The organism is Neoehrlichia mikurensis (assembly GCF_019186785.1).
Taxonomy (GTDB): domain Bacteria; phylum Pseudomonadota; class Alphaproteobacteria; order Rickettsiales; family Anaplasmataceae; genus Neoehrlichia; species Neoehrlichia mikurensis.
The window spans coordinates 320072-334002 of sequence record NZ_CP066557.1; the positions used below are offsets into that span (position 1 = coordinate 320072).

Consider the following 13931-nt stretch of genomic DNA (forward strand, 5'->3'; position numbering starts at 1 on the left):
ATGATACTTTCAAATTTATGGAAAAAAGGTACAGAATTCCTAGGCAGTAAATATGCAATTATGGGTGGAGCCATGAGTTGGGTTTCAGATCCATATTTAGTATCTGCAATATCAAATGCAGGGGGGTTTGGAGTACTAGCTTGTGGAGCGATATCTCCAGAAAATTTAAAATCTGACATAGAATTAACACAACGGTTCACTAGCTACCCTTTTGGAGTAAATTTAATAATTATGCATCCACAATTAAATGAACTCATTAAAATATGCATCAATAATAAAATTACCCACATTGTTTTAGCAGGAGGTATTCCTAATAGCATACTAATAAATCAAGTTAAATCCGCAAAAATTAAAATTATGTGTTTTGCGCCTTCCATTTCTGTAGCTAAAAGATTAATTAGATTAGGCGTAGATGCACTAATCATAGAAGGTATGGAAGCCGGAGGACATATAGGACCTGTTAGTACATCTGTATTATCTCAAGAAATATTACCATATTTCAAAAATAATATTAATACATCCCCTCCAATATTTGTTGCTGGCGGCATTGGGATAGGAGATATGATAGTACATTATTTAAAAATGGGTGCAAGTGGATGTCAAATAGGTACACCTTTTGTATGCACATACGAATCAAGAGCGCATCAAAATTTTAAAGAAGTATTTATAAAATCATCATCTAGAGACGCAATAGCATCAATTCAACTTAGCAGAGATTTTCCTGTCATTCCTGTAAGAGCAATATCTAATGCTGCAAGTGTTAGATTTTTAGAATTGCAAAAAGAAATTATAAATTTATATAATCAAAAAAAAATCTCAAAAGAAGATGGACAATTACAAATAGAAAAATTTTGGGCTGGTGCATTAAAAAAAGCTGTTATAGATGGTGATATAATCAATGGATCATTGATGGCAGGACAAAGCGTTGGATTAATAAAGAAAATACAAAGTACACAACAAGTAATTAATAATTTTGTTAATGAAGCAAGATCATATATACAATGCAATGAATTAACCTAAAATAAACATCCCCCCCCCCTATATAATTTAATGAAATTAATAATACACGTCTGTAATAAACACAAGAATTGTTAGAAAGCAAGTAACACTTCTATTATATAATACTACCTGTGAAAAATAATTTTATAATGGATTCTTTTTTTAAAACTTTAAGCTTATTTTTATAAATTTAAATAAATCAAGATTATCCATTTCATGCTCTGTAACCTTATCATTTGAAATTTATGTATATTTTATAATATATCCAACATATTCAAAAAAATATTATAAAGAGTGATATTTTAAAGTAAAACTTATGCTACTTTAATGTAAAATTCATTTTTTGCATTAAAAAATTATACCATCACTTACAAAATATGCATTTTTACATAAAAAAGTTTTTAATCAGTTAATGAACTCTTTATTAAACATAATTAAAAAAATTATAGTTCAATATATAACACACTTGACACATCTTATAGATATAATGTAGGATTCCTTAATTAATGCTCTGTAGGGAATGCAATATAATGAAAATTTTTAAAATATTAGTCAATACTTTTTTACTGCTTACAGCAGTGTTTTTAGTATACTCATACACAAATAAAAAAGGTATCTTTAATAAAGGAGATTCTCACAATGTAAATGTTAACAAAAACTCTTTTGATACTTCTTTTAATTTGATAAATCAAGAAGGCATTAATGTTAGTAGTAAAGACTTTGCAGGCAAATACATGTTAGTAATGTTTGGGTTTTCATCATGTCATCACATCTGCCCTGCTGAATTAGGACTTGCGTCTGAACTTCTAAATAAACTTGGAACCAATGCTGATAAAATACAGATTATTTTTATTACTATAGATCCTGAAAAAGACACTGTAAGCAAGTTGAAAGAATATCATAAAGGATTTGATAGTAGAATTCAAATGTTAACAGGAAGTACACAAGATATAAATAAAGTTGCAGAAAACTATAAAATATATATTGGAAGCAAGGATAGTGATCAACAAATTGCTCACTCATCACTATTCTATTTAATAGATAAAAATGGTGACTTTATAACACATTTTGCCCCGGATTTAAAATCATCTGAAAATCAAAGTGAGAAGTTATTCCTTTTTTTAGAAAAATATCTAGTTCATAAAAATTAACATATATTGATATTATAGCTACTGAAGCACAATGAAGCAATTTTATATATTTTTATTAGTATTCATGACTATAACACATGAATTACAAGCACGTCATATTAGGGTTGTAGGCTCTTCAACAGTATTTCCTTTTATCTCATCTATTGCAGAAGAATTTGGCAAGTTTTCATCTTATACAACACCTGTAATCGAGTCTGTAGGCAGTGGCATGGGATTTAACATGTTTTGTGCCGGTGCAGGAGATAATACCCCTGATATCACAATGTCATCGCGTAAAATAAAGGATGCTGAAGTAGAACTTTGTAAGACAAATAAAGTTAATGACATTGTAGAGCTTATTATAGGGTATGATGGTATAGTAATTGCAAATTCTAATCAAAACCAAAAAGTAGATTTTACTATTAAAGACTTATTCAGCGCCCTTAGTAAATATGAAGTCTCTGATGAATATAATGATACTATATCCTTAAATAATTACAAATCTTGGCATGAGATTCACAATAGATTACCTAATGTGAATATTGAAATATATGGCCCACATAAAAATACCGGTACTTATGACATATTAATAAAGACAATTATGTTAAACTCATGTATGAATTCAAAGATTTTTATAGACATATATCCAAAAGCACATATAAGACAAAAAATATGCGGTAGTATTAGAGATGATGGAAAATATATTGAAGTTGCTACCAATGAAAATGTCATAATACACAAAATTGCAAAAAACAATAGTGCATTTGGGATCTTAAGTTTTAGCTTTTTAATAAAAAATCAAGATAAAATCCAAGGCAATAAAATTGCAGGAGTAGAACCAAATTACGAATCAATTTCCTCAGGGAAATATATACTATCTAGGCCTATTTACATATATGTAAAAAAAGAACACTTAGCCAGTACACCTGGATTAAAAAAATTTCTTGAAGAAATTGTTAATGTGGAATCAATAAGTAAGCATGGATATTTAGTAAATTCAGGATTTATTCCTTTACCACAGCAAGAATTTGCTAAAACAAAAAAAAAGGTCATGGATTTAATCAAGTAGGCTATTATAAATACGATAGTAGTTAAGTGATTAGCATAAAGTTAAGAAAATTATTTGACATGATAATATGTTATTGATAAAATTGCTAATTCTTATTAGGACTAGGGGAGGAGCTGTTTTGGTTGAAGTAATTGTTTACCATGGAGATATAGAACAAGGTATACGTACCTTAAAGAAAAAGTTACAACGCGAAGGTAAGCCTCGTCAAATGAAAATTACTCATCATGAAAAACCTTCAGAAAAGCGTGCAAGAAAACAGGATGATTGTAAAAGACGAAGAAAAAAATTACATAAAGTGCCTTATGAACTACAATTCACAAGGTTTCAAATAAATGCAAAGCATTTTCAAATTCAAAGACCTTTACTTCCTCACAATAGTAGTAATTCTTAGTAAATTATGTATTTAATGCATATCCTTCAGTTATATGTTTGTATAAAACGGTTATATTATGAATATTCATGAATTTCAGGCAAAGAATGTTTTGCGTAATTTTGGTGTTGCTGTACCAAATGGGTTTTTAGTTGAATCAATGCAAGAAGTTGACATAGCTTTAAAAAATTTACGTTCAAATATAGTAGTCGTTAAAGCACAAATTCACGCTGGTGGTAGAGGAAAATCAGGAGGAGTTAAAATAGCCAAAACTACAGATGAGGTAAATAATTTTGTCAGGCAGATGTTACATTCACAATTGGTAACATATCAAACTTCTCCAGAAGGACAAAAAGTAAATAAAGTATATCTTGAGGAAGGCTGTAACATAAAAAAGGAATATTACCTTAGCATAGTAATAGATCGTAAAGTAGGGAGAATAAAAATTATTTTTTCAACTGAAGGAGGTGTTGATATAGAAGAAGTTGCTAAAACTTCCCCTAGTAAAATATCTCAACATTGTATTGATCCAGTATGCGGTTTTCAAAATTTTTATGGACGTGAATTATGTCATTCACTTAATCTAACTGCAGATCAATCCCGTAAAATATGCAATATCATAAGTAAAATATATAATGCATTTATTAGTACTGATGCTAATCAAATAGAAATTAATCCACTTGTTGAGACGCATTCTGGTGAATTTATTGCACTTGATGCCAAAATGAGCTTTGATGACAATGCATTATATCGCCATCCTGATATTATGAGATTACGTGACTTTGATGAAGAAGTTAAAGAAGAAATTGAAGCATCAAAACATGGACTAAGCTATATAAAAATGACTGGAAACATTGGATGTATGGTAAATGGAGCTGGATTAGCTATGGCTACAATGGACATAATCAAGCATTACGGTGCAGAACCAGCAAATTTCTTAGACGTTGGCGGAAGTGCAACCCAAGAAACTGTAAAAGAAGCATTTAAAATAATTTTATCTGATAAAGTAGATGGAATATTAGTCAATATATTCGGTGGAATAATGCGTTGCGATGTGATTGCAAATGGCATTATTGAAGCAGTAAAAGAAATAGGCATTAGCGTTCCATTAGTTATTAGATTATCAGGTACAAATTTTGAAATTGGAAAAAAATTACTAAATGATTCACAGTTAAATATTATTACAGCAGATAATTTAAGCGAAGCAGCCTTTAAGATAGTTAATACAATTAAGAAAAAATAGGAATAAATACAATGTCTATTCTCATAAACAAAGATACAAAAGTTATATGTCAGGGTTTCACTGGTCTACATGGAACTTTTCACTCTGAACAAGCTATTGCTTATGGAACAAAAATGGTTGGTGGAGTAACTCCCGGTAAAGGAGGATCTATTCACCTTAATCTTCCCGTATTTAATACTGTTAAACAAGCAAAGTTACACACTCAAGCTAATGCAACCGTCATTTATGTTCCAGCATCTTATGCAGCAGATGCTATTTTAGAGGCAATAGATGCTGAAATTGAATTGATTATCTGTATTACTGAGGGTATACCAACACTGGATATGGTAACAGTAAAACGTGCTTTGATTGGCTCTAAAAGCCAATTAATTGGACCTAATTGTCCTGGCATTATAACTCCTCAAGAATGTAAAATTGGCATCATGCCTGGACACATACACAAAAAAGGTCATATAGGCATAGTTTCACGTTCAGGAACTTTAACTTATGAAGCAGTAGCACAAACAACAATCGCAGGACTCGGCCAATCAACTTGCATTGGAATAGGTGGTGATCCTGTACATGGAATGTCATTTTTAGATTGTATAGATCTTTTCATTCAAGATCCTGAGACACATGGTATTATCATTATTGGAGAAATTGGCGGCACAGAAGAAGAAGAGGCTGCTGAATTTATTATGTCATCAAAAACTACAAAGCCAATTGTAGGATTTATTGCTGGGCAAACTGCACCTTCAGGAAAACGCATGGGACATGCTGGAGCAATATCATCAGGTAGCACAGGCACTGCACAAGGTAAAATTGAAATCATGAAAAAAGCTGGAATTATTATTGCAGAAACACCTGCTGTCATTGGTAATACTATGCTAAATGTGATGCAAAATCTTTAAACAGTAAGAGAGCAGTATTTTTTATCTAACTAAGTACAGCATACCTCTTTTATAAGAGAATTATTAAATAGTGTCCAACAAACTTATATTTATACATGTAGTTTATATTAAGTAAAAAATACAATAATACTAAAAAACATTATATCACATAACTCCTTCATAAACTTAATAATTGCATTTATAACAAAATTTCTAATATTTATTACAATTTCTCCCCCTTTCCTATCTAAATAAGGATCCCAAATTGTATTAAACAAAATTCATATAAAAACCAAAAATAATTTTTCTTTATATATAAAATACTCCATACATAAAAAATACTTAATTTTTTATTTGTAATATACAAATTAAATATATATTATTCTCAGATACCTAATTACCTAAAAATTAATACATATACTTTTAATCTAATGCTATACAATAGCTAATATTTTATACTTATTACATTGTAGATCTATTAAGATACAATAAAAGTAATCTAACTTACATAAATCTATATTACACAACACTTCACATAATAAACAATATTGTGTTAAAAATTGTATCACTAATAATCAAAAAATTTTATAATCAAACATTGAAAAGATTTATAATAAACGTCATTTAAAAAGTCTTTTAATATCATAAGGTATAATACCTATCAATAATGAGATAAGTTATATGTGTTCGCTATTTGAGAAGGGCTGTTAAATATGTTTATAATTTAGAATGTAAGATGCTATAAAAGTAGCACCTACAATATTAGATAAATAGCACACACAATAAAAAATAATCTCATGATATAAACTCACATTACATAAATCTAACCTTCAACATAATGAAACACAACCTACACTATAAATATTTAAAATCTACTTATTAACTTAATACAAACACTACTACCTAAATATCACATCCCTCACAGATAATTTCCTGTGTCACTAAAAATTTTCTTTACTTCATCTTTTATTAGTAACATAGCTTCTTCTGTATAATTAACATCAATATTCACTTGCAACAAATATTCATTCCCACCACCTTTACCATTAAAAATATTTAATACTTTGAGGAAATGCAAAGCGCTTACTTTTAAATTTTCACTTACGCTTATTATAAACAAAGCTTTATTGTTAACCTTTGTAGATAGTACTACAATTGAATTTTGGCTTTTAATACTAAAAATAAATTTTTTAATGATGTCAATAGGGATATCCTTAAAAACAGCATAATACAATTTATTATCTCCCACTGATAATATATTTAATTTCTGCTCTATCATCTGATAATAAACTTTATATAAGGTTTTTATAGTCTGTTGTTTTTCCTGATAAAATTTCTCTATTTGATCTATTACTTGATTTGCAGGAATACGTAAATAATCAGATATTTTACATAAAGTCTTTTCTTTTTCTCGTAAATAATTAATTGCTATTTGTCCAGTAACTGCTTCTATTCTTCGTATTCCAAAAGCAACACTAGATTCAGAAACTATTTTGAATAATCCTATTTCACCAGTATATTGTACATGAGTTCCACAGCATAATTCTTTTGAATCTCCAATATGCACAATTCTAACATTATCATTATCATATTTTTCACCAAATAATGCAATAACACCTTTTTCACTTGCATCATCAAAGGTACTAAAAGTTATTGCTGTAGAATAATTTTTACGAATAAGATTATTAACTTGATCTTCTACCAAGTTAATCTGCTCATACGTTAATGGAGACGAATAATTAAAATCAAACCTCAATTTTTCTGCTGTAATTAATGATCCCTTTTGGACAATACACTTATCAATAACTAATTTCAAAACATAATGTAACAAATGAGTTACAGAATGATTAGATTGTAATTCTTGCCTTCTTTTTTTATCTACTTCAGCACAAACAATATCACCTATTGACAACAAACCATTCCTTATAATACATCGATGAACATGTAAAGAATTAAGAACTTTTTTGGTATCTAACACTTCAATAACATTATGTTTATTATTTAAATCAGACCCATTTCTTGAGATTACATTCAAAAATCCTCTATCTCCTTGCTGTCCTCCAGCTTCAGCATAAAAAGGCGTAACATTTAGCAATACATCTATTTCTTTATTCTCATGCATCGACTCTATTACACTATTACCATATACTATAGCTAATACACTAGCATTATAGCTCGTAGATTCATATCCAACAAATTTCGTTTCCTTATATGTATTAAAAAGTTCAAACCACACACTATTTATTGATTTACTATCAGAATTTGTCCAATGTGCACGAGATCTGTTTTTTTGCGCCTGCATATTATAATCAAAACCTTTCTGATCAAATTTTAGCCCCTTTTCTTTAACGATATCTAAAGTAATATCCAAAGGAAATCCATATGTATCATATAACTTAAATGCTATATCTCCTGATAAAACATCCCCTGGCAATAAAAATGACATTTCTTTTGTAAGTAATAATAATCCCTTTTGCAAGGTTTCTAAAAAGCCCTCTTCTTCCAGTTTTAACATTGAAATAATAAGATCTTGTGCTCGTACTAATTCTGGATAAGCATCTCCCATATAACTTGTACTATTTTTATCTAATATTGCAGGCACCACTTTATACATTAAAGCATCTCTACATCCTAAATTATAAGCATATCTAGCAGCTCTTCTAATAATACGCCGTAACACATAACTTCTCCCATCATTACCAGGCGTTATACCTTCTGATATTAAAAATGCTGCAGAACGTACATGATCAGCTATAACCCTGTGTGCTAGTTGATTAGTAAAATTTTGAGAATGCTCCTGTGATGCCTGAATCAATGTCTTAAACATATCTATATCATAATTATCTTGTACACCTTGCATTACTGCAGTAATTCTTTCAAGACCCATACCTGTATCTATGCATTTTCTTGGCAAAACATGTAAATCACCATTATCATGTCTATCATACTGCATAAATACCAAGTTCCATATTTCAGTAAATCTACCTTCACCTTCATTATATGTCCCAGGCAAACCACCTTTAACATCATCACCATAATCATAAAAAATTTCTGAACAAGGACCACATGGACCTATGCTTCCCATACTCCAAAAATTATCATCAGTACTAATTTTGATAATTCTGTCATCACTACAGCCACTTACTTTTTTCCAACATTCAAAAGCTTCATGATCATTATGATATACAGTAAAATATAGCCTATCTTTTCTTAAACATAATTCTTGTGTAATAAATTTCCACGCTAATTCTATAGCTCTATCTTTAAAATAACTGCCAAAACTAAAATTACCTAGCATTTCAAAAAATGTATGATGTCTATTAGTATGTCCTACATTTTCAAAATCATTATGCTTACCGCCAACTCTTAAGCACTTTTGACTTGAAGCAATCATATTTACATCTAAATCTTGAATAGAAGTAAACATATGCTTAAATGGAACCATACCAGCATTGGTAAACAATAATGAAGGATCATCTTTTATGACCAAGGATGACGATGAAAAAATTTTATGATCATGCTTTGCAAAAAAATCTATAAATGCTTTTCTAATACTACTAATTGAGTTATTGTGCATAATATTTAAAAATAATGTACAGTTTTATTAATAAGATTAACACATAAAAATTACTTACTAAAGATATTACCATAACTAACAACTTACATATTAATTTTTAAACATAAAACAACTATTCCTTTTACTGCTTTATAACAAACATTCTAATACATATTAAAATAGCTGTTATAATATTATTAAAAACTAATTTATAGTTAAATTAGTAACATAAATATAATTTTTCAAGATATTCTATAATAAAAAATTTTTAAAGATATTATCGTAATCAAAATATAAGTTTTAACCTTATCTTAAAAAGATAATTCTTATATACTTCAACAAAAAAGTTACTAATATCGTAAGTTTTTAAAAAACAAATTTATACATTTTAAAAAAGAATTTATATCTATAAAAAATAAATCCAGGCATTTGTTAGAAACTAATATTGATCTGGGGTTGTATCACTATATCATAAAGAACAAAATCTTCATATACTGCTATATCTAAAATCACATTTACTATTTCAAATGTATAACTAAAACGCTATGATCACTCATTACATACTATTTTCTTTAAAATCTAAATAAGTATACACTTTTCTTATATTTTTTTTACATCATTAATACAATCACTAATATTAATAAATATATTACATCTTAATCTGGATAATTAACCACAACATCGTTAACAATACATCTGTGACCTCAACTGTATAACCTAAACTTCTTAAACAAGAAATGTAACAATTATAAACACTCGCAAAAATTTATTAAGCAACAATACAATTGTACAACTTTACCTATAATAAAATTATCATCAATCTCAAAATAATTATTATATATAATTTAGCAAGATATTATCTATAATGTAGTAGGATTTATATATTCCCTCAAAATTATTAAAAATATAATCATTATAAAAACCTTAATTCTGATATAAAATACAATTACCAATAATAAACTTTTACGTGACTGTAATACAAAATTTATTACTATGCACTTCTAAAAATAAATTTAATAAATATAAAAACATCAATTAAAACACTCTCACAATGTACTAATCCTTTAATATAAAATGACTATACTTTTAAAATTGTTATAATGACGACATAAGAAAAAACGCTTATTTCTAATAAATCTTATATAAATTTTCCAATACCATTTACTAAGTAGCTTTTTATTATATTAAAATAAATGTACAACTTTACCAATAAGCATTAATATATAACAGTATGTTAATAAAAAAATATTACCACTCAAAAATATTTTATGTGCTACCCTCGTTTTAAAACATGATAATAGTTATTTTTCTGTTACTTATATTACTAGTTGGTAATTGTTATAAAAGTCGTCTTTTAATCGAAGATAAATTTTTACTTACTACTATAATAAATGCCATTTTTTCATTTTCTATCAGCTGTGTGCTATATATGCAAGGATTTAGCATAATATTATCCATAGCAACTTTCATTATACTTGTTTTAATTTTTACAATATCTCACATAGATAAAAATTTTAAATGCTTAAAATTAATAATGTTTCTATCTACTATACTTTCTTTCATTACAGTAGTGTGTATAGTAGCGTGTCTTATGTACAAATCAAAATTATTTTTTAGCAAAGTTCCTTTATCTGAATTTTTATTCGGTACAATTTGGAATCCTGATCCAGAAATTATTGACAATAAATTGACGGGATCATTTGGCATATTACCATTGTTAGGCGGAACATTATTAATTGTAATTGTTTCTATGACAATAGCATTACCATTAGGATTATTATCTGCAATATATATAAGTGAATACGCAAGTAAACGTATTCGTTATACTTTTAATACAGCATTAGAAATATTATGTGGCATTCCTACAGTTGTATATGGGTATTTTGCAGTAGTATCTTTATCCCCATTTATAAGAACTTTCGCTAAATTATACAACTTCAATGCCCACTCAGAAAATGCATTAGTTGCTGGCTTATCAGTAGGTATAATGTTGCTACCATTTATTACTTTACTTCTTGAACATGCTATACGCTCTGTACCAAAGATTTTAAGATATGGATCAATGGCATTAGGAGCAACCAGAGCAGAAACTATATGGCACATCATTATACCATATGCATTGCCATCAATTGTCAGTTCTATTATGCTATCAATTTCAAGGGTAATCGGAGAAACAATGATTGTGTTAATGGCTGCTGGTATTACAGCTAACTTAACTTTTAATCCCTTAAACTCTGTGACTACAGTAACAGTACAAATTGCAACTATATTAACAGGAGACCAACATTTTAATAGCGCACAAACATCTTCTGCATATGCATTAGCACTTATACTTTTCATAATAACTTGGATACTAAATTCAATAGCAATCTATATTACTAAAAAACCATAACATTTCCTCGATAATGTTAAAAGAAGTACTAAATTATCTTAAAGAAAAATTCAACATAATCCCCAATATTGGGATAGAACTAGAGTTTTATTTTGAAAAAGTAGAAGAATACAATTTGCAATCACTTATAAATACAATATCATTAAAAATCAATCAGTTGTCATGTCAAATTGCTAAAGAAACCCACCATTATCAATATGAAATACAAACATATAACAGTAGTAATATTAAAAATATAATCACAGATTTATTCACTATAAAAGAAATTATACAAGAATGCACAGCATCCTTTGGAGGAAACGCTAATTTTTCAGCAAAACCATACCTAGATAAAGCTGGAAGTGCTTTTCATATTCATGTTAATCTTTTAAATTTATATAATGAAAATTTATTTTTTAACTATAATAACCATATGAGCGATACTCTATCTTACTGCATAGGAGGATTATGCTCTTCTATTAAAAAACATATGATCTTCTTTGCTCCAAACGAAGATTCTTATTTAAGATACATATATGCTGACATTGACACACCTACCACAATAAGCTGGGGAGGAAATAATAGAAGCGTTGCTATAAGACTACCGACCATTACTAATAATTTATCAAGATGCAAGAATAGAACATAGAGTTCTTGGAGCTGATTGTAATTATCAACATGCTATTGTTTCAGTCTTACAAGCATATGGAATAGCTTCAGATCCTCAATATAAACTAGAAAAATTACCATTAAATCTCATAACAACTAAATCAACATCTAATTCTCATCAAATCACAAAATCTTCAATATAGGTAAAAAAACCTATCATTAAATCTCAAAATAACATTAAACATATAATCCCTTAATCATCAAAAAACACATTGTACTATAATCATGGACACATCCTTAAACTTGCTTTTAAAATTTTATAATAAATCACTTATAGTTGGCACTAAATTTACTAAATGATATACCTTAATATTTGTTATTTTAGTAAAATAACTCCTTTATATACTACACGTAACATATATTAAAAATGTATAGAATATTAAATTTATATAACAAGAAAAAACTTTAGTATTAGTTTATATACAAAACACCTTTGTTGTTACTCTCCTATGTTTTTATAAATCGGGCAATTCTCAATAACTCTACAGTTTCTTTTAAAAATGCACCTTAAAAATAATTCACAACAACATTAATAAATTAGTTAATCGCTAATGGTAAAATTGTTTATTGCATAAATTCAGACTAACATTAAATATATGTTTAGTAGTAAAATATATAATATATTATTAAATATGCTATAATAACCTATATAAACTTTATACATAAGTATTAATAATATATCTTTGCTATACTAGTTATTACTAAGATTCAATAAATATATGTGGCATAAATTCATCTGCTACTTTATGATACACTTCTTTTTTGAAATAGATCACATTATTTATTACATAATCTAGATTTTGCCAACTCCATGATTTGAACTCTGGATGTAAAGAATAATTAATATCAATTTCTGAGTCTTCTCCTATAAACTTCATAAGAACCCATCTTTGCTTTTGTCCTGAAAATTTTTTATAAGTTTTATTAAGAGCTTCAGGTATTTTATAGTATAGCCATCTCTTACTTATATATATAACATGCACACTCTTTATACCTGTTTCTTCTAATAATTCGCGCAGTGCTGCATCTTTATAAGATTCATTAATATGAATACCACCCTGAGGCATTTGCCAAGAATCTATGCTATAATCAGCTCTCTGACCTACAAAAACTTTCCTTTCTTTGTTAATTAGTAAAATCCCTACACATGGACGATACTCTTCATACATGTTGTATACTCTAATAGTTATAATTTAACATAAGCCCACACCAATTTTTTCTTGGTAAAAAATACTAACTTCATATTAAATGGTAAGTCTTTAAAAAAGATATATAGATAGTTATTATTCAACATTAACATAACCACAAAATATAATGTGTATTTATAAATATACATAATACATTACTATACATGCAAATTAACAACATAAGATAACAGTTTTGTTTAGCATTACCAGTAAAAATTTAAATAACTAAAAAATTTTTACGCACAAATACTATGTGCAACTTATTATATAAATACATTAAATCCTATAATAAACAGCTATATTTACCTATAGTAAAACTATACTATACATTTTACACAACTATACAACCACCCACCTATTATTCTATTAAAAAAATTAATAAATAGAACATGTTATGTTGCTTGATAAAAATATTTACAACATTAAAAGTATTGTGAAACCTGTTATATTATACCTACTTATACATAA

9 protein-coding genes and 1 pseudogene are annotated in these 13931 nt (G+C 27.8%); 8 read left to right on the forward strand and 2 right to left on the reverse strand.

All coding sequences use genetic code 11. The features are described 5' to 3' along the window. Positions 1-3 precede the first annotated feature (3 nt). The 6 genes from HL033_RS01240 (at position 4) to sucD (ending at position 5701) form a co-directional block, all read left to right on the forward strand. Complete coding sequence (locus HL033_RS01240) at positions 4-1020, forward strand: NAD(P)H-dependent flavin oxidoreductase (RefSeq protein ID WP_218194473.1); 1017 nt, start codon at positions 4-6, stop codon at positions 1018-1020. Between the two features lie 509 nt (positions 1021-1529). Then, positions 1530-2150, forward strand: a complete 621-nt coding sequence (locus HL033_RS01245) for an SCO family protein (protein WP_218194292.1) — start codon at positions 1530-1532, stop codon at positions 2148-2150. 31 nt (positions 2151-2181) lie between these two features. Continuing rightward, positions 2182-3198 (forward strand): substrate-binding domain-containing protein, encoded by a 1017-nt coding sequence (locus HL033_RS01250; RefSeq protein WP_218194293.1) that lies wholly within the window; start codon positions 2182-2184, stop codon positions 3196-3198. A 118-nt stretch (positions 3199-3316) separates the two neighbouring features. Continuing rightward, positions 3317-3589 (forward strand): 30S ribosomal protein S21, encoded by a 273-nt coding sequence (gene rpsU / locus HL033_RS01255; protein WP_218194474.1) that lies wholly within the window; start codon positions 3317-3319, stop codon positions 3587-3589. Between the two features lie 58 nt (positions 3590-3647). Then, on the forward strand, positions 3648-4811 hold the full coding sequence (gene sucC / locus HL033_RS01260) for an ADP-forming succinate--CoA ligase subunit beta (protein WP_218194294.1): 1164 nt from the start codon (positions 3648-3650) through the stop codon (positions 4809-4811). An 11-nt stretch (positions 4812-4822) separates the two neighbouring features. Further along, complete coding sequence (sucD, locus tag HL033_RS01265) at positions 4823-5701, forward strand: succinate--CoA ligase subunit alpha (RefSeq protein ID WP_218194295.1); 879 nt, start codon at positions 4823-4825, stop codon at positions 5699-5701. An 898-nt stretch (positions 5702-6599) separates the two neighbouring features. Here the strand turns inward: sucD and alaS are convergent. Beyond that, a complete protein-coding gene (gene alaS, locus HL033_RS01270; protein WP_410522119.1) occupies positions 6600-9260 on the reverse strand; it encodes an alanine--tRNA ligase in 2661 nt (886 codons plus the stop codon). A 1267-nt stretch (positions 9261-10527) separates the two neighbouring features. Between alaS and pstC the strand changes: the two genes are divergently transcribed. Together pstC and HL033_RS01280 are read left to right on the forward strand one after the other, a co-directional pair. Then, on the forward strand, positions 10528-11628 hold the full coding sequence (gene pstC, locus HL033_RS01275; protein WP_218194297.1) for a phosphate ABC transporter permease subunit PstC: 1101 nt from the start codon (positions 10528-10530) through the stop codon (positions 11626-11628). A gap of 13 nt (positions 11629-11641) precedes the next feature. After that, a pseudogene (locus HL033_RS01280) lies at positions 11642-12419 on the forward strand (type I glutamate--ammonia ligase). Positions 12420-12977: 558 nt separating this feature from the next. Here the strand turns inward: HL033_RS01280 and HL033_RS01285 are convergent. Then, positions 12978-13445 (reverse strand): RNA pyrophosphohydrolase, encoded by a 468-nt coding sequence (locus HL033_RS01285; protein ID WP_218194298.1) that lies wholly within the window; start codon positions 13443-13445, stop codon positions 12978-12980. Positions 13446-13931 lie beyond the last annotated feature (486 nt).